This is a genomic window from Xylophilus rhododendri (assembly GCF_009906855.1).
In the GTDB taxonomy this organism is placed as follows: domain Bacteria; phylum Pseudomonadota; class Gammaproteobacteria; order Burkholderiales; family Burkholderiaceae_C; genus Xylophilus; species Xylophilus rhododendri.
Genome location: NZ_CP047650.1, coordinates 3,195,768 through 3,213,423 on the forward strand (window position 1 = coordinate 3,195,768; position 17,656 = coordinate 3,213,423).

The following is a 17,656-nucleotide window of genomic DNA, read 5'->3' on the forward strand; positions in this document are numbered from 1 at the left end:
CCATGGACACCGCTCACAAGACCGGCACGGCCGGCGCAGCCTACGAAATGGACCGCCGGGTCAAGCTCATCGAGGAGCCCGACCACCGCCTGACCCAGATCAGCATGAGCGGCGACCAGCGCAGCCCCTGGCATGTGCATACCGAGGTCGAGGACCTCTTCTACATCACCGAGGGGGTGCTGCGGATCCGCATGCACAACCCTCCAGAGACCCGCGAAATACGAGCGGGCGAGTCTTTCTCCATCCAGGCAGGCCGTCCGCACTTCATCGAGGTGGCGGACAAGAAGACGGTGTCGTTCCTGCTGATCCAGGGCCTTGGTCGCTGCGACTTCAAGGTGCTGGATCCGCAGGAGCCGCCGACATGTGAAGGCAACTAGTCAGGACGCGAAATGAAAGCGCTTATGTTCCAACGTTTCCTGGTGGCCGCGGCGGCCGCCCTTTCCATCCTCGCACCGCAGGCGGGCCATGCCGGGGCCTTCCCCGAGCGGCCGATCAGGATCGTGGTGCCGTATCCGGCCGGCGGGTCTTCCGACGTGCTGATCCGGGTCATGGCGCCGGTGCTGCAGGGCAGGTGGGGCGTGCCGGTGGTGGTCGAGAACCGCGTCGGTGCCAGCACCATCATCGGCGTCAATGCGGTGGCCAAGGCCGCGCCGGACGGCTACACCCTGGGCGTGGTGACCAACGCCTTTGCCGTCAACCCGAGCCTGCGCGACAACCTGCCCTACGACACCCTCAAGGACTTCGCGCCGCTGACCCAGCTGACCTTCACGCCCAACGTGCTGGTGGCCCAGCCGGGCGCGTCCTTCAAGACCCTGCGCGGGCTGCAGGAGCTGGCCAGGTCGGGCAAGCGGGAGCTTTCCTCGGGCTCGATCGGCAACGGGACCGCCGCGCATCTGGCGCTGGAAAAACTCAAGGCGCTGTCGGGCATGAACATTCTTCATGTGCCCTATCCGGGATCGGCGCCGGGCGTGGTGGCGGTCATGGGAGGGCAGACCGACCTGCTGATGGCGCCCCTGCCGGATGTGCTGCCCTATGTGCGCAGCGGCAAGATCGTGGCGCTGGGGGTGGGCAGCGCATCGCGCGTGCCGCAGCTGCCGGAGGTCGCGACCTTCATCGAATCGGGCTTCACCGGTTTCGAGTCGGGCGCCTGGTTCGGCATGGTGGGGCCTGCCGGTCTCGATCCGCAGATCGCCCAGAAGTTGAGCGCCGACCTGGCCAGCGCCCTGGCGGATCCGGCCGTGCACGACAAGATCGCCGCACTCGGGCTGACGCCCACCAGCTCCACGCCGGAAGCGTTCAGGAAACTCATCGCCGCGGAGGTCAAGAGCAGCGGCGAGATCGTGCGCCGCGCCGGCATCCGGGTCGATTGATCGATTCCCGGCCCGGCTTCGGCCCGCCGGGTCCCGCGGGCGGCCGCGGGACTCAGTGCGAATACGCGAAATCCGCGGTCAGCGGAAACATGCTCGGCAGCTGCTGCGCCCGCTCCTCCAGGCAGCCCGCGAACTTGCGCAGGGCCGTGCCCTCGTAGGACTGCCGGCGGCGGATGAAGAAGGTCGGCGCCCGCGCGATGTTCACGTCCACCTGGTGGGCGATCACCTGGTCGGCGACGGCGCTGCGTTCCACCACCGAGCGCGGCAGCAGGGTCACACCCACGTCCGCGGCCACGCAGCCCAGGATGCCGTCGAAGGAGCCGAACTCGAAACGCTTGAAGGCGGGTTTGCCCAGCTGCACCATCAACTGCTCCAGCTTCTGGCGGTAGGAGCAGCCGGTGCGGAACATCAGGGCGCTGATCGGCAGGGCGTGGGCGCGCAGCGATGCCAGGTCCTGCCAGCGGCGCGAGCTCACCAGCACCAGCTCTTCCTCGAAGGCGCGCACGGCGCTCAGATCGGGATGGTCGATCGGGCCGGCGACGAAGGCGCCATCGACCTTGTTGTCCAGCACGCTCTGCATCAGGTCCGCGGTGGGGCCCGTCTGCACCACCAGGTTCACGGCGGGGCACAGGTCGTGGAAGGCGGCGAAGACGGGCGGCAGGCGGGTCGCCACCGTGGTCTCCATGGTGCCGATGGTGAGCGTGCCCTGCGCCTCGCCGTCGTCGCGCGCCATGGCGGTGGCTTCCTGCAGCAGGGCCACGGCCCGGGCCGCGTAGGGCAGCAGCCGCATGCCGGCGCTGGTCAGCACCACGCCGCGGCTGTGGCGTTCGAACAGGCGCACGCCCACCTCGTCCTCCAGGGCCTTGATCCGGTTGGTCACGTTGGACTGCACCGTGTGCAGCTCCCGGGCGGCCCGGGTGATGCCCTCGCATCGCGCCACGGCGGCGAAGGTGGTCAGGTCGGCTACTTCCACGGCGATCTCCTTGGGGGATGGGCAATACGAAATTGCCACGGAATTCGAGATGCACCAAGCGTGCCAGTCGTGGGTGCCATGGGCACAGGGTAATTGCCCCTGGTTTGGGGAGTTTTGCGTCTGGTCTGGTGCGTTTTACGGCCAAAGAAGTGCATCCGAAACCGATCTTCAAACCGGATGACTGGCATCCATATAAATCGTTTCTGGCGATCCATCCGGCTTCATAGCATGCGCTCCTCACACCTGCGGACCGCCCCATGCTCACCACCCGATTCACCGAACGCTTCGACCTGGCCTACCCGATCGCCCTGGCCCCCATGGACCCCGCATCCGGCGGCGCTCTGGCCGCGGCGGTCTCCCATGCCGGAGGGCTGGGCCTGCTCGGCGGCGGCTACGGCAACCACGAGATGCTGGAGCGCGAGTTCTCGCTCGCCGGCCGGGCCGCCATCGGCTGCGGCTTCATCACCTGGTCGATGGCGCGCGACACCTCCCTGCTCGACCGCGCCCTGGCCCACAGGCCGCGCGCCCTGATGCTGTCCTTCTCCGACCCCGCGCCCCATGCCCGCAAGGTCACCGATGCCGGCGTGCCGCTGATCTGCCAGGTGCAGACGCTGGAACATGTGCAGCGGGCGATCGACGTCGGCGCGACCGTGGTCGTGGCCCAGGGCACCGAGGCCGGCGGCCACGGCTTCGACCGGCAGGCCACCATGACCTTCACGCCGGAAGTCGCCGACTATCTCGCGGCCCGCTCGCCCTCGACCCTGCTGCTGAGCGCCGGCGGCATCGCCGACGGCCGGGGCCTGGCCGCCGCGCTGATGCTGGGCGCCGACGGCGTGCTGATGGGCACCCGCTTCTGGGCGACCCGCGAAGCCCTGATCCATCCCAACGCCAAGGCCCTGGTGGTGAAAGCCCGGGGGGCGCAGACCCTGCGCACCTCCGTCTACGACATCGCCCGCGGCCGCCGCTGGCCCGCCGAATACACCGGGCGCCTGCTGGTCAACGACTTCATCCGCCAGTGGCACGGCAAGGAGGAGGCGCTGGCGGCGGTGCAGCCCGAGGAGCAGGCCAGGGTGGAGCAGGCCTACGACGGCGGCGACTGCGACTGCGCCAACGTCACCGTCGGCCAGGCCGTGGGGCTGATCCACGACATCCCTTCGGCGGGCGAGGTGGTGTCGGCCGTGGCGCGGCAGGCCAGCGCCTTGCTGCACCGCGAGCCTGTCGCCGCCTGAGGCCTCGGCCGATCCGCCATCCATCCCCCACATCCCCCACATCCCCCACATCCCCGATACCCCCGGAGCTTCCATGCCAAACACCCCTGATGCACTCGACGACGAAAAGACGGGCCTGGGCCTGCTGCTCACCGCCCTCCAGGTCCTCGTCTATTTCTCCTTCATCGCCTTCTGCTGCTTCCACAGGCCGTCGGCGCCGCCGCAGGGCGTGCCCGCCGTCTTCTATTTCGGCCTCGCCGTCATCGCCAGCGGCGTGGCGATGACCGTCGTCTATGTCCTGGCCACCAACCGAAAAGAGAGCGCCAAATGAAAAAGATCCTTTGCCTGTCGCTCGCCTTCCTGGCGGCCGGCGCCTGGGCGCAGGGCCAGCCGGCGCGGCAGGCCAGCGCCACCTCGCTGTCGCTGTTCGCGGTGGTGATCGCCATCACGCTCGGCATCACCTGGTGGGCGGCGCGCCGCACCAGCTCCACCAGCGACTTCTATGCGGCCGGCGGCGGCATCACCGGCTTCCAGAATGGCCTGGCGATCACCGGCGACGCGCTGTCGGCCGGCGCCTTCCTCGGCCTCACCGCCCTGGTCTTCGGCGCCGGCTTCGACGGCCTGTACTACGCCATCGGCTACACCACCGGCCTGCCCATCGTGGTCTTCCTGATGGCCGGCAAGCTGCGCAAGCTCGGCAAGTACACCTTCACCGACGTGGTCTGCGCCAGGCTGCCGGGCAATGGCGTGCGGGTGTTCTCGGCTTGCGCCTCGCTCACCATCGTCTGCTTCTACCTGATCGCGCAGATGGTCGGCGCGGGGCAGCTGGTGCAGCTGCTCTTCGGCATCGACTACAGCCTGGCCATCACCCTGGTGGGCGCGCTGATGATCCTGTACGTGGTCTTCGGCGGCATGCTGGCCACCACCTGGGTGCAGATCGTGAAGGCGGTGCTGATGCTCTGCGTCGGTGTCGTCATGGCCCTGCTGGTGCTCGGCCGCTTCGGCTTCGATTTCGGCGCGCTGCTGGCGCAGGCGGTGCAGGTGCATCCGCGCGGCATCGACATCCTGGGCTCGGGCACGATGGCCAAGGATCCCTGGTCGGCCTTCTCCCTGGGGCTGGCGCTCATGTTCGGCACCGCCGGCCTGCCGCATGTGCTGATGCGCTTCTTCACCGTGAAGGACGCCCGTGCGGCGCGCAGCTCGGTGATGTGGGCGGCGATCTTCATGAACGGCTTCTATGCGCTGATCTTCGTCATCGGCTTCGGCGCGCTCGCGCTGGTGCGTTCCAACCCGGCCTATCTCGACGCCAGGGGCGCGCTGATTGGCGGCGGCAACACGGCGGCGCTGCATCTCTCGCACCTGCTGGGCGGCGACGTGATGTTCGGCGTGGTGTCGGCGGTGGCCTTCGCCACCATCCTGGCGGTGGTCGCGGGGCTGACGCTGTCGGGCGCCTCGGCCATCAGCCACGACATCTACGGCGCGATCTTCAAGCGCCGCAACGCCTCGGAGGCCGAGGAGTTCCGCATCGTGCGTATCGCCACCGTGGTGCTGGGCGCGCTGGCGGTGGTGCTGGGCATCGCCTTCAAGAGCCAGAACGTGGCCTACATGATCAGCCTGGCGTTCTCCATCGCCTGCTCCTCGACCTTCCCGGTGCTGCTGCTGGCGATCTGCTGGAAGAAGCTGACGGCCTTCGGCGCCATCCTGGGCGGCACGGTCGGCATCCTGGGATCGCTGGTGCTGACGGTGATGGGCCCCTCGGTCTGGGTGAAGGTGCTGGGCCATGCGGCGCCGCTGGTCAGCCTGGACCCGCCGGCGCTCATCACCGTGCCCCTGGCCTTCGCGGCCTGCTGGATCGGCAGCCTGCTCAGCGCCGGGGTGGTCGCCCACCGGCCGGCGCAAGCCACTGCCTAGCAGATTGCGCCGCTGCCCGTGCGCGCCGGTACCGACAAGCCGGGCGTGTTACTGCGGCAAGCAAGAGTCGGCTAGTGGTTAACCCTTGGTTTCCATTAAGCTGGTGGATGGACCCGCCATGCGTGGGTCGTCTTCCACGGGCACATCCGTGCCTTCCTCTTGCTCCAGCCCGGGCCGGTTCCCGGGCTGCACCGTCCCAGGTCGCCCATGTCCACCACGCCTCCCGCGCGTTCCCACACCCGTCTTTGCCTGGCCCTCGCCCTGGCCGCGATCGCGGCGCTTGCCGGATGCGACAGCAAGAAGGCCGCCGCGCCGGCCGCCCAGGTACCGGAGGTGGGTGTCATCACCGTCGCCACCAGCGCGGTTCCCGTGATCAGCGAGCTGCCCGGCCGCACCAGCGCCTACCAGGTGGCCCAGGTGCGCGCGCGGGTCGATGGCATCGTGCTCAGCCGCGACTTCACCGAAGGCGCCAACGTCAAGGCCGGCCAGCGGCTCTACAAGATCGATCCGGCGCCCTACATCGCCACCCTCAACAGCGCCAAGGCCACGCTGGCGCGCGCCCAGGCCAACCTGGTGGCGCAGAACGCCCAGGTGGAACGCTACAAGGTGCTGGTGGCCGGCAACGCGGTCAGCAAGCAGAATTACGACAACGCCCTGGCCACCCAGGGCCAGGCCGCGGCCGACGTGGCCGCCGGCCAGGCCGCGGTGGCCACGGCGCAGATCAACCTGGGCTATACCGACGTGGTCGCGCCGATCAGCGGCCGCATCGGCCTGTCGCAGGTCACGCCCGGCGCCTATGTTCAGGCCAGCGGCGCCACCCTGCTGGCCACGGTGCAGCAGCTCGATCCGATGTACGTGGACCTGACGCAGTCCAGCGTCGACGGCCTGCAGCTGCGCACCGACATCCGCGAAGGCCGGCTGCAGACCAGCGGCGCCAATGCCGCGCAGATCGCACTCACGCTGGAGAACGGCGCCCGCTACGAAGCCGCCGGCAAGCTGCAGTTCTCCGACGTCAGCGTGGACCAGGGCACCGGCTCCGTCACGGTGCGCGCGGTGTTCCCCAACAAGAACAACATCCTGCTGCCCGGCATGTTCGTGCGTGCCCGCCTGGAGCAGGGCGTCAACAACAACGCCATGCTGATTCCCCAGGTTGGCGTGACGCACGACCAGAGCGGCCGCCCGGTCGCGCTGGTGGTGGGCGGCGACGGCAAGGTCAACCAGGTGGTGCTGACCACCTCGGGCACCCGCGGCGCCGACTGGATCGTCACCGACGGCGTCAAGCCGGGTGACCAGGTGGTGGTGCAGGGCACCGACAAGGTCCGCTCCGGCGCCCAGGCCAAGGCCGTGCCCGCCAAGCTGCCCCCGGCCGCGGGCGCGCCCGCCGCAGCCGCCGCGCCCGCGGCCCCGGCCCCCGCCAAAACCGGTTCGGGCTCCTGAGCCGGCCCCACATGAAGAGCGAGTTCCTGCTACATGGCTAATTTCTTCATCGATCGCCCCATCTTCGCGTGGGTCATCGCGATCATCCTGATGCTGACCGGCGTGGGGGCGATCTACACCCTGCCGGTCTCCCAATACCCGACCATCGCGCCGCCCGCCGTGTCGATCCGCGCGAACTACGCGGGCGCCTCGGCCAGCACGGTCGAGAACACGGTCACCCAGGTGATCGAGCAGCAGATGAGCGGCCTCGACCACCTGCTCTACCTCTCCTCCAACAGCGACGACTCCGGCGCCGCCACCATCACCCTGACCTTCGCCGCCGGCACCAACCCCGACATCGCGCAGGTGCAGGTGCAGAACAAGCTGCAGCTGGCCACCCCGCTGCTGCCGACGGCGGTGCAGCAGGCCGGCATCTCGGTGACCAAGTCCAGCTCCAGCTTCCTGATGGTGATGGCCTTCGTCTCCGAAGACGGCAAGATGGACCGCTACGCCCTGGCCAACTACATCGCCTCGAAGATCCAGGACCCGGTCAGCCGCCTCGACGGCGTGGGCACCGTCACCCTGTTCGGCTCGCAGTACGCGATGCGCATCTGGCTCGACGCGGCCAAGCTCAACAACTACAAGCTCAACGCCACCGACGTCACCGCCGCCATCACCGCGCAGAACGTGCAGGTGGCCGGCGGCTCGCTGGGCGGCACGCCGCCGGTGCCGGGCCAGATGCTGCAGGCCACCATCACCGAGGCCACGCTGCTGCGCACGCCCGAGGAGTTCGGCAACATCCTGCTGAAGGTCAACACCGACGGCTCGCAGGTGCGCATCAAGGACGTGGCGCGCATCGGCCTGGGCGGCGAGAACTACAACATCACCACCCAGTACAACGGCATGCCGGCCGCCGGCCTGGGCATCCAGCTGGCCACCGGCGCCAACGCGCTCAACACCGCCGACGTGGTGCGCAAGCGCGTGGCCGAGCTGCAGCCCTTCTTCCCGCCGGGCATGACGGTGAAGTACCCCTACGACACCACGCCCTTCGTCACGCAATCGATCGAGGAAGTGGTCAAGACACTTATCGAAGGCGTGGTGCTGGTGTTCCTGGTTATGTATCTCTTCCTGCAGAACATCCGCGCCACCCTGATCCCCACGATCGCCGTGCCGGTGGTGCTGCTGGGCACCTTCGCCGCCATGTCGGTGGCGGGCTTCTCGATCAACACCCTGTCGATGTTCGGCCTGGTGCTGGCCATCGGCCTGCTGGTGGACGATGCCATCGTGGTGGTGGAGAACGTCGAGCGGGTGATGGCCGAGGAGGGCCTGGGCCCGCGCGACGCCACCCGCAAGGCCATGGGCCAGATCACCGGCGCGCTGGTGGGCGTGGCCCTGGTGCTGTCTGCGGTGTTCGTGCCGGTGGCCTTCTCGGGCGGCTCGGTGGGCGCCATCTACCGCCAGTTCTCGCTGACCATCGTAGTGGCCATGATCCTGTCGGTGCTGACCGCGCTGATCCTGACGCCGGCGCTCTGCGCCACGCTGCTCAAGCCGGTCGAGAAAGGCCACGAGAAGAAGACCGGCTTCTTCGGCTGGTTCAACCGCGTGTTCGACCGCAGCCAGAACAGGTATCACAGCGGCGTGCAGGGCGTGATCAAGCGCTCGGGCCGCTGGCTGATCCTGTACGCGCTGCTGCTGGTGGTGGTGGGCTTCATGTTCACGAAGATCCCCAAGTCCTTCCTGCCGGACGAGGACCAGGGCACCATGTTCGTGATCGTGCAGACCCCGGCCGGCTCCACCCAGGAACGCACCGCCCATGCCCTGAAGGACGTCAGCGCCTATCTGCATGACGACGAGGGCGCGCTGGTCGAATCGACCTTCGAGATCAACGGCTTCAGCTTCGCCGGCCGCGGCCAGAACTCGGGCCTGGTCTTCGTGCGCCTGAAGGGCTATGAAGACCGGCAGGGCGCCGACCAGAAACTGCAGGCCCTGGCCAAGCGCCTGAACATGCATTTCGGCAGCTACAAGGACGCGCTGGTGATCGGCGTCAACCCGCCGTCGATCCCCGAACTGGGCACCGCCTCCGGCTTCGACCTGGAGCTGGTCGACCGCGCCGGCCTCGGCCACGAGGCGCTGATCGCCGCGCGCAACCAGCTGCTCGGCATGGCGGCGCAGGACCCGGCGCTGGCGCAGGTGCGGCCCAACGGCCTGAACGACACGCCCAAGTTCCAGGTCGTCATCGACCGCGAGAAGGCGCAGGCCCTGGGCCTGACCGCCGCCGGCATCGACCAGGCCTTCGCGGTGGCATGGGGCTCCTCGTACGTCAACAACTTCCTCGATACCGACAACCGCATCAAGAAGGTCTACGTGCAGGGCGATTCCAAGTGGCGCATGAACCCGGAGAACCTCAACGACTGGTACCTGCGCAACAGCGCCGGCGCCATGGTGCCCTTCAGCGCCTTCGGCAGCGGCAAGTGGACCTACGGCTCGCCCAAGCTGGAACGCTACAACGGCGTCTCGGCCGTCGAACTCCAGGGCGCGGCCGCGCCCGGCAAGTCGACCGGCGATGCCATGGCCGCGATGGAAGCCCTGGTCGCCAAGCTGCCCGCGGGCATCAGCTACGAATGGACCGGGCTGTCCTTCCAGGAACGCCAGTCCGGCTCGCAGGCGCCCTTCCTCTACGGCGTGTCGATCCTGGTGGTGTTCCTGTGCCTGGCCGCGCTCTACGAGAGCTGGGCGATCCCGGTCTCGGTGATCATGGTGGTGCCCCTGGGCATCCTGGGCGCGCTGGCCGCGACCCTGGTGCGCGGGCTGGAGAACGACGTGTTCTTCCAGGTCGGCCTGCTGACCACCGTCGGCCTGGCGGCGAAGAACGCCATCCTGATCGTGGAGTTCGCCCGCGAGCTGGAGGCCCAGGGCATGGGTGTGGTGGAGGCCGCCGTCGAGGCGGCACGCCTGCGCCTGCGCCCCATCCTGATGACCTCGCTGGCCTTCATCCTGGGCGTGCTGCCGCTGGCCATCAGCAACGGCGCCGGCTCGGGCAGCCAGCATGCGATCGGCACCGGCGTGATCGGCGGCATGCTGACGGCGACCTTCCTGGCCATCTTCATGATCCCGATGTTCTTCGTGGTGATCAGCAAGCTGGCCGGCCAGACCAAACCCAAGGAGCATCCGCACGACGACAAGCCGCCGCCGGACGCCCATGCGCCGCAGGCCGCAGGAGCCCACTGAGATGCGAACCGTCTTCCCCAAGAGCCTGATGGCTTCGGCGGCACTGCTCGCCCTGCTGGCCGGCTGCAGCCTGCAGCCGGTGTACCAACGCCCGGCCGCGCCGGTGGGCGCGGCCTTCCCCGCGGGTGCTGTGTACGAGCGCCAGCCCGGCGCCGCCTCGCCCGAGGGCCAGGCGCGTTCGGCGGACGGCCGCGCCGCCGCCGACATCGGCTGGCGCGACTTCTTCGCCGACCCGCGCCTGCAGGCCATCGTCGGCCTGGCGCTGCAGAACAACCGCGACCTGCGGGTGTCCATGCTCAACGTCGAGGCCGCGCGGGCCCAGTACCAGATCACCCGCGCCTCGCTGCTGCCCACGGTGGACGGCACCGCCTCGGCCACCCGCCAGCGCACGCCGACCAACCTGTCCTCCTCGGGCCGCAACTACAGCACCGTGTATTCGGTGGGCGCTTCCGTGTCCTGGGAGATCGACTTCTTCGGCCGCGTGGGCAGCCTGCGCGACCAGGCCCTGGCGCAGTACCTCTCGCTGGCCGAGACCCGCAAGGCCGCCGAGATCGCGCTGGTCTCCCAGGTGGCGGTGCAGTACCTCACCATGCTGGGCGACGAGGACCAGCTCGCCGTCACCCGGGCCACGCTGAAGAACGCGCAGGAATCCCTGCGCATCAACCAGCTGAGCTACGACAACGGCGTGGCCACCGAACTCGACCTGCAGCAGGCGCAAGGCATCTTCGAGCAGGCCTCGGCCAGCCTGGAGGCTTACAGCCGCGCCCGCGCGCAGGACGAGAACGCCCTGGTGCTGCTGGTGGGCCAGCAACTGCCGGCCGACCTGCCGGCGGGCCTGCCGCTGGTAGGCCAGCAGCTGCTGACCGACATCCCGGCCGGCCTGCCCTCCGAACTGCTGCAGCGCCGCCCCGACATCGCTGCGGCCGAGCAGGCGCTGCGGGCCGCCAACGCCAACATCGGCGCGGCGCGCGCGGCTTTCTTCCCCAGCGTTTCGCTGACCGGGGATTTCGGCACGCTCTCGCCCACCACCGGCGGCCTGTTCCGCGGCGCCCAGCGCTCGTGGAGCTTCGCGCCGCAGATCTCGGTGCCCATCTTCAGCGGCGGCGCCCTCGCGGCCAACCTGGAGCTGGCCCAGGTGCAGAAACGCATCGAGATCGCCGACTACGAACGCAGCATCCAGACGGCCTTCCGCGAAGTGTCCGACGGCCTGGCCGCGCGCGGCACCTACGACCGGCAAATCCAGTCGCTGCAGCGCTACGAGGCCAGCCAGCGGCGCCGGCTGGAGCTGTCGGACATGCGCTACAAGAACGGCGTGGACGACTACCTGTCGGTGCTGCAGGCGCAGACCGACCTGTTCGGCGCGCAGCAGAGTCTGGTGTCGGCCCGGCTGGCGCGGGCGGCCAACCTGGTCACGCTGTACAAGGCGCTGGGCGGAGGATGGATCGCGAATTCGGGCGAGCCGCCGCGCGATGCGGCTGCCGCGGATCCTGTACTGTCCAGCGCTGCACCGAAACTGAAACCGACCACGGAATCCCGATGAGCATCCAAAGACTGACCCGCGACGCCGCCCTGGCCCTTCCCCTGCAGGCGCTCGACAGCGTCAACGGCGCCCCGCGCAGCGCCACCGAACTCCAGCTGCCCGGCCGCGAGAAGGCCGAATTCGGCATCTGGGAATCCGAGCCCGGCCGCTTCCAGCGCACGGTGGAAGAGGGCGAGATCATGGTGATCCTGTCCGGCTACGCCGTCTTCACCGGCACCGACGGCCAGCGCACCGAGATGGCCGAGGGCGACACGCTGATGTTCCCGCCGATGACCAAGGGCGAGTGGGTGGTCGAGAAGAAGCTGCGCAAGCTCTACGTGCTGCTCTGAGCCTCTTGCGTCCGCCGGGCCGAAGCCATCGGCCGGCGGGCGCCCGACGCCCGGCTACTTGAAGATGACGGTCTTGTGGCCGTTCTGCAGCACCCGGTGCTCGCTGTGCCACTTCACGGCGCGGGCCAGCACCTGGCTCTCGGTGTCGCGGCCCTGGGCGGTGAAGTCTTCCACCGTCTTGCTGTGGTCCACCCGGGCCACGTCCTGTTCGATGATCGGGCCTTCGTCGAGGTCGGCCGTCACGTAGTGGGCGGTGGCGCCGATCAGCTTCACGCCCCGGTCGTGCGCCTGGTAGTAGGGCTTGGCGCCCTTGAAGCTCGGCAGGAAGCTGTGGTGGATGTTGATCGCCCGGCCGTCGAGCTTGCGGCACAGGTCGTCCGACAGCACCTGCATGTAGCGCGCCAGCACCACCAGCTCGGCGCCCTCGGCCTGGATGATCTCGAACTGCTTGGCTTCGGCCTGCGGCTTGGTCGCGGCCGTCACCGGGATGTGGTGGAAGGGCACGTTGTAGCTGGCCGCCAGCTGGTAGAAATCGCGGTGGTTGCTGACGATGGCGCGGATGTCCAGCGCCAGCAGGCCGCTCTTCCAGCGGAACAGCAGGTCGTTGAGGCAGTGGCCCTCCTTGCTCACCATGATGACCGTCTTCATCGGCTCGTCCTGGCGGTGCAGGCTCCAGGCCATCGGATGCTGGGCGGCGAAACCGCCCAGGGCCTCGCGCAGGGCCGGCGTGTCGAGTTCGCAGCGGAACTGCATGCGCATGAAGAAGAGGCCGGTGGCGTGGTCGTTGTACTGGGCCGCCTCTTCGATGTTGGCGCCGCGCTCGAACAGGAAACCGGAGACGGCGTGGACGATGCCCGGACGGTCGGGGCAGGACAGCGTGAGGATGTAGGCGTGCGTCATAGGGCGGCGATTGTCGCAGGGCAGGCCTAAACTTCCGGCGCGTGGTGGCGAGAACTCTCGGAACAGCACGGGATTTGACGAATCCCGAACTTCAACCGAGCCGCGAAACCACCCATGACCGACCTGGCGGAATCCACACCCTGTCTGCTGCAGCAGACCGAACTGCAGGCCCAGCGAGAGAGCCTGCGCCAGGCCATCGTGCGCGACGCACTGCGCCTGGGCCCCACGCTCACCTTCGACCTCAAGCGGGTGCTGACCCAGGCCGGCCTCTGCCACACCGCCGGCCGGCTGCTGTGGCAGGCCATCCGGCACCTGCAGCCCCGGCTGCTGATCGGCCCCGGCTTCGGCGGCCTGCCCCTGGCCTATGCGGTCGCCCACCATGCGCTGGAAGCCGACGGCGTGGACCTGGCCCTGTGGCTGGTGCGGGACAAACGCAAGACCTACTACTCCCAGCGCTGGATCGAGGGGCCGGAGCTGCCCGCCGACGTGCGGGCGGTCGTCATCGACGACTTCCTGGGCGCCGGCTCGGTGCTCGACCTGGTCGAGCAGGCCATGGCCGACGAGAAACGCCAGGCCCGGCTGTGCGGCCTGGGTGTGCTGCTCGACAACTGGACCCCGCTGGGCTCGCGCCAGATCGGCCTGCGGCTGTTCCCGGTGCTGTCGGTCTTCCGGCGCCACGACCTGGGCCTGAGCCGCGACTGCTTCGACGCCCGCCCGCCCGACATGCAGGGCGCGGCACCGCCCTTCGTGCGCCGCATGGCCTGGTGGCGCTTCGCCTTCAACGGGCATACCCGCCATCCCTTCAAGTCCTCGCCCGCCGTCGCCGACGACTCGGTGTTCGCGGTGGACGACGGCGGCACGGCCTGGCGTTTCGACGGCGCCAGCGGCGAGGCGCTCTGGCGCACCCCGCCCGCCGGCGTCCACTACAAGGGCGTGGTGCAGCGCCTGCAGCATGTGGACGGCAGCATCGTCTACGGCAGCTACGACGGCACCCTGACACGGCTGTGCGCGCGCAGCGGTGCCATCGTCTGGCGGCTGCGGGTGGATTCGAGTGTGCATGCCACATCCTGGGTCGATGCTGCTTCGGGCCGGCTGTTCATCAACACCGAGCAGTCGAACCGGGGCGAGCCGTGCGGCCATCTGCAGGCCCTGGACTGGGCCTGCGGCCGGCCGCTGTGGCGCCGCCCGCAGGCTTTCTGGCCGCCGGGCTCACCGGTGTTCGACCGGCAGGCTGCGGCGGTGCTGGCCACCGCCAACGACGGCTTGCTGGTCTGTGTGGACGCGGCCAGCGGTGAACTGCGCTGGTCGGTGCAGACCCAGGGGCTGGTGCGCGGGCAGCCGGTGGTCACGCCGGACCGGCGGGTGGCCGTCGCGACCGAGGACGGCCATCTGCAGGCCTTCGACCTCGCCACCGGCGCCTTGCTGGCATCCCGGCCTTACGGGCCCGGGCTGCGGCACCAGGTGCTGCTGTCCTCGGCGTCATGCCTCTACGCCTTCGACGCCCGGTCCCATCTGCTGGCCTTGCGGCATGGCGACCTGGCGCTGCAGTGGCTGTCGCGCCTGCGCAGCCCCGGCGCGGTCGGCCCGCTGCGCTGGGGGCGGTACCTGCTGGTGCTGTCCGAAGAAGGGCACCTGGCCGTCTTCGACGAGAGCCGCGGCCTGAAGTTGTGGGAAGGCGCGATCAAGGGACAGTACCGCCAGCTGCCCGCGTTGGGCACGGTGGCGGGCCGCCCGGTGCTGGCCTGCGCGAGCGAGGCCTCGGGCCTGCTGCTCTACGAAATCGATGCTTTTTACGGAGATTCGCCCGATGCCTGAGCTTGCCGAAACCGCCGCCCGCTGGTTCATCGTGTCCCAGGTGAAGTCCAACCGCGTCGTGTACTTCACGGACGACCCGGACTACCAGCCGCCGATGGAAGGCAACTGGTACTTCGTCTCGGTCTTCCAGGGCGATCTGCCCGAGGCCATGACCTTGCGCAACTGCTGGAGCTGGCGCTTCAATGGCGACAGCTTCCAGGATGCGCAGGAGCCCCCTGTGCCCGAGCCGCAGCAGGCACTGCTGGCCGCCAACCGCTCGGCCTTGCGCTACCTGCTGCGCGAGAAGATCAACCGCTGGCGCACCCCCACGGCCGCCAACTGCTACCTGGGCGAAATGCTGTGGGCCGACAAGCTGGAGGAGGCTCGCCGTCATGCAGCGGCGGCCGGGGAAGGGCGCTTCGTGCTGCTGCAGAGCCTGGCCGCCGCGCGCGGGATCGGCCTGGCCGAGGCGGCGGAGCTGATCCTGGCGGCATCCGCCCGGCGCGAGGCGGTCCTGCACGAGAGCGAGGCGGTACGCGAGCGTTTTGCCCATGCCATCGAGCAGGCCGACTCGCAGGAAGCCTTGATGGCCCTGCGCCAGGACTTGATGGACATGGTGCATCCCCACGACGCCCCGCGGACCGCCATGACCATCAACCCGATGACGCCCCAGGAATGGACCCGGCCGCTCGCGCCGCAGCAGCTGCTGCAGGAGGTGCAGCGCCTGCGCACCCAGCTGCGGCTGGCCATCGACCAGCTGCGCCGGCAGGGCAGTGTGGGCTGCCTCTTCGACGAGACGCTGGCTGCCGCCCGCCTGCATGCCGCGCTGGAGCTGCTGGCGGGCAGGGCGCCTTCCGGAAGCATGGAGCACCGGGCCCTGGCGCAGTTCGCCGCCGCACGCGATCTGCCGCTGCAGGAAGCGGCCCGGCTGGTGAAGGCCCAAGCCGAGCAGATGCAGGAACTGCTGCTGTCGACCGAGGCGCGACGCGACGAGATCGATGCGGCCATCGGCCGCATGGTCAACCTGCGTGATCTCCAGGCGGTACAGAAAGCGATCGCCGCGATCGCCGTGCTCGCTTCGCCTGCCGCGTCATGACACCGGCTGCGGCGCTGGAATGTCGTCCAGCGAACGGCCGGCCGGCGCCCGCAGGCCCTCAGGGTGCAGCAGGTCGAAGATGAGGTGGACCCGTGGCGAAGACGAATCGTTGAAGGCCGCATGCACCTGGCGGTTGTCGAACCACCAGCATTCGCCTTCGCGCATCACGACTTCCTCACCGCCGCACACCATGCGGCTGCCCTCCGTGCTCTGCAGCACCAGGTGGTAGCGGCCCCGGCGGGCGTAGTAGGAGCCGCCATCCCGGTGCGGATAGACCTGCCCGCCGGGCGGCAGCCGGGCCAGCAGCGCCCGGCCCGGTTCACCTTGCAGGGCCGTGGCCGCGTCGTGCAGCCAGGCCGTCAGCAGGGGGAAACGCATTGCCGTCGGTGTTGCGCGAGACTCCTGCACATCCGCCAGCAACATCCCCGGGCCGGGATCGACGCCACAGCGCAGGAAGATCGACTCTGTCTCGCGCTGGCAGGCCAGGGTGCGCTGCCGGATGGTGTTGATGGCCCAGGCCTCGGGCTGCGACAGGACCTCGGTGCGCAAGGCCTGGCATGCCCGCGCTGCTTGGCCGAGGAGTGCGAAGTTTTTCATGCGCTATCGCCGCCGCCGCCGTTGTTGTTCCACTGGTCGTCTTTATCTCCGCTACCGCCGCCTGACCCGCCGCTGCCTCCAATTACTTCATCCATCGATTCGCAGTCCGGGACTTGTACGTAACCCATGGAATACGGTAGATCCCACAGTTCATCGTTGTCCATCGTCGGGTAGTGGGCCTCGGAGGCCGGGTACATCTCGGGGTTCATGCTCATGCTCCTTCAGTTGATCGACTCGTGTTGCGGCTGCGGGTTGAGCAGCCGGGCCTGTGACTCGGTACCGGGCACCATGGCGGCCAGCATGGGTCCGTAGACCAGGGGATGCACAGCCGGATTGCTGTTCATCTCCAGGAACCAGATGCGCCCGTCCTGCTCCCGCACCGCATCGACGGTGTAGACCGTCAGTGGACGGATCGGAGCAGGAATCAGGGTGTCGAAAAAGTGGCCGGCCTGTTGCAGCAGCCCGTCGCCAAACCAGGGTTCGCGCGCCAGCGACACGAGCTTGTAGTCACGTCCGAGGAGAAAGGGCGAGCCATAGCGGAAGTCCGCCGCTTGTCGCTCGCCCTCGGGCAATACCGTGTCGATCGTCCGGCCGGCCAGGGCGAACAGCTCCAGGCTGCGTTGCGTCATGGCGGTGCATTCGTCCGCGGCGATGCGGACCGACAGGCCCAGGCGCTCTGCCATCAACTGCCCCAGCGTGCTGCGCCCATCACCGACGATGGTGGGCGTGGCTTCCCGCTCCACCGCCACCGCCTGGGTGTTGAGGTACCAGATCTTCAAGGACTCGCCTCGCACGAATTTCTCGTAGAACTGACCCGGCTGCAGCGGCTGTTCAGCCACCGATGCGAAAGCCCAGGGCCCGCCGATGCCTCGCCCGAACGAAGACGCCGTGCTCTTGACCAGGCAGGGCGAGGGCGCATCGCCGGCCTCCTGCGACCAGCGCGGCGTGGGCAGCCCGGCCTTGTGCACCTCGGCCTTGAACAAAAGCTTGTCCGAAGCCGCGGGCCAGCGTTTGTTGCGATAGGGCAGCCAGCCGGCGAAGGCCACGGTCTGCTCGTCCGGCGCGGCGCGGTACTGCGCCACGCCATCGGCCTCGGCATGGAATTGCGGATGCAGGGCCCAGTGCACGGCACCCCGGCGCACCAGCGCGCGCACCGAGTCGCCGGTCACCAGGAACTCGCCGCCCAGCGCCTGCATGGCCGCACGCATCGCCAGGACGTGATGCAGGAAATTGTTTCTGACGAAGCGCAAAAAAAGTCCCCCTTGCTTGCGGCCAGGCCGCTTCGACGCGCGAT

Annotated in this window: 16 protein-coding genes; 11 read left to right on the forward strand and 5 right to left on the reverse strand. The window is 69.0% G+C overall.

What is annotated here, in order from left to right; translation table 11 throughout:
• Positions 1 to 2: 2 nt before the first annotated feature.
• Together GT347_RS14735 and GT347_RS14740 are read left to right on the forward strand one after the other, a co-directional pair.
• A complete protein-coding gene (locus tag GT347_RS14735) occupies positions 3 to 377 on the forward strand; it encodes a cupin domain-containing protein (RefSeq protein ID WP_160552911.1) in 375 nt (124 codons plus the stop codon).
• 24 nt (positions 378 to 401) lie between these two features.
• The gene (locus GT347_RS14740) at positions 402 to 1,370 is read left to right on the forward strand and encodes a tripartite tricarboxylate transporter substrate binding protein (RefSeq protein ID WP_160552912.1); all 969 of its coding nucleotides are present in this window, start codon (positions 402 to 404) and stop codon (positions 1,368 to 1,370) included.
• Positions 1,371 to 1,422: 52 nt separating this feature from the next.
• Here the strand turns inward: GT347_RS14740 and GT347_RS14745 are convergent, their stop codons facing one another.
• Complete coding sequence (locus tag GT347_RS14745; protein WP_160552913.1) at positions 1,423 to 2,343, reverse strand: LysR family transcriptional regulator; 921 nt, start codon at positions 2,341 to 2,343, stop codon at positions 1,423 to 1,425.
• A gap of 257 nt (positions 2,344 to 2,600) precedes the next feature.
• Here GT347_RS14745 and GT347_RS14750 point away from each other — a divergent pair, with 257 nt between their 5' ends.
• From GT347_RS14750 to GT347_RS14780, 7 genes are all read left to right on the forward strand, one after another.
• Complete coding sequence (locus tag GT347_RS14750; protein ID WP_160552914.1) at positions 2,601 to 3,572, forward strand: NAD(P)H-dependent flavin oxidoreductase; 972 nt, start codon at positions 2,601 to 2,603, stop codon at positions 3,570 to 3,572.
• 73 nt (positions 3,573 to 3,645) lie between these two features.
• Positions 3,646 to 3,882 (forward strand): hypothetical protein, encoded by a 237-nt coding sequence (locus tag GT347_RS14755; protein WP_160552915.1) that lies wholly within the window; start codon positions 3,646 to 3,648, stop codon positions 3,880 to 3,882.
• A complete protein-coding gene (locus GT347_RS14760) occupies positions 3,879 to 5,462 on the forward strand; it encodes a sodium:solute symporter family transporter (protein ID WP_160552916.1) in 1,584 nt (527 codons plus the stop codon). The genes GT347_RS14755 and GT347_RS14760 overlap by 4 nt, the downstream gene beginning before the upstream one ends.
• 207 nt (positions 5,463 to 5,669) lie before the next feature.
• Entirely contained in the window at positions 5,670 to 6,899 is a 1,230-nt protein-coding gene (locus GT347_RS14765; RefSeq protein WP_160552917.1) for an efflux RND transporter periplasmic adaptor subunit, read from the forward strand.
• Between the two features lie 33 nt (positions 6,900 to 6,932).
• Positions 6,933 to 10,106: an efflux RND transporter permease subunit gene (locus GT347_RS14770; RefSeq protein ID WP_160552918.1), complete on the forward strand. Its 3,174-nt coding sequence runs from the start codon at positions 6,933 to 6,935 to the stop codon at positions 10,104 to 10,106.
• Position 10,107: 1 nt separating this feature from the next.
• The gene (locus tag GT347_RS14775; RefSeq protein ID WP_160552919.1) at positions 10,108 to 11,646 is read left to right on the forward strand and encodes an efflux transporter outer membrane subunit; all 1,539 of its coding nucleotides are present in this window, start codon (positions 10,108 to 10,110) and stop codon (positions 11,644 to 11,646) included.
• The gene (locus tag GT347_RS14780) at positions 11,643 to 11,975 is read left to right on the forward strand and encodes a cupin domain-containing protein (RefSeq protein WP_160552920.1); all 333 of its coding nucleotides are present in this window, start codon (positions 11,643 to 11,645) and stop codon (positions 11,973 to 11,975) included. The genes GT347_RS14775 and GT347_RS14780 overlap by 4 nt, the downstream gene beginning before the upstream one ends.
• Before the next feature lie 54 nt (positions 11,976 to 12,029).
• Here the strand turns inward: GT347_RS14780 and purU are convergent, their stop codons facing one another.
• Positions 12,030 to 12,875, reverse strand: a complete 846-nt coding sequence (gene purU / locus GT347_RS14785) for a formyltetrahydrofolate deformylase (protein ID WP_160552921.1) — start codon at positions 12,873 to 12,875, stop codon at positions 12,030 to 12,032.
• A 114-nt stretch (positions 12,876 to 12,989) separates the two neighbouring features.
• Between purU and GT347_RS14790 the strand changes: the two genes are divergently transcribed.
• Both GT347_RS14790 and GT347_RS14795 read left to right on the forward strand, forming a co-directional pair.
• Entirely contained in the window at positions 12,990 to 14,690 is a 1,701-nt protein-coding gene (locus tag GT347_RS14790; RefSeq protein WP_160552922.1) for an outer membrane protein assembly factor BamB family protein, read from the forward strand.
• Positions 14,683 to 15,765, forward strand: coding sequence for a hypothetical protein (locus GT347_RS14795; RefSeq protein WP_160552923.1), 1,083 nt, complete (start codon positions 14,683 to 14,685; stop codon positions 15,763 to 15,765). Before GT347_RS14790 ends, GT347_RS14795 begins: the two co-directional genes overlap by 8 nt.
• Here the strand turns inward: GT347_RS14795 and GT347_RS14800 are convergent.
• The 3 genes from GT347_RS14800 to GT347_RS14810 are packed head-to-tail and all read right to left on the reverse strand — an operon-like array spanning position 15,760 to position 17,612.
• A complete protein-coding gene (locus tag GT347_RS14800) occupies positions 15,760 to 16,362 on the reverse strand; it encodes an aspartyl/asparaginyl beta-hydroxylase domain-containing protein (RefSeq protein WP_160552924.1) in 603 nt (200 codons plus the stop codon). The genes GT347_RS14795 and GT347_RS14800 overlap by 6 nt on opposite strands.
• Positions 16,359 to 16,571 (reverse strand): hypothetical protein, encoded by a 213-nt coding sequence (locus GT347_RS14805; RefSeq protein ID WP_160552925.1) that lies wholly within the window; start codon positions 16,569 to 16,571, stop codon positions 16,359 to 16,361. The genes GT347_RS14800 and GT347_RS14805 overlap by 4 nt, the downstream gene beginning before the upstream one ends.
• Before the next feature lie 12 nt (positions 16,572 to 16,583).
• Positions 16,584 to 17,612 carry a hypothetical protein gene (locus GT347_RS14810; RefSeq protein WP_160552926.1) on the reverse strand — a complete coding sequence of 343 codons (1,029 nt, stop codon included), beginning with the start codon at positions 17,610 to 17,612 and terminating at the stop codon, positions 16,584 to 16,586.
• Between the last annotated feature and the right edge of the window lie 44 nt (positions 17,613 to 17,656).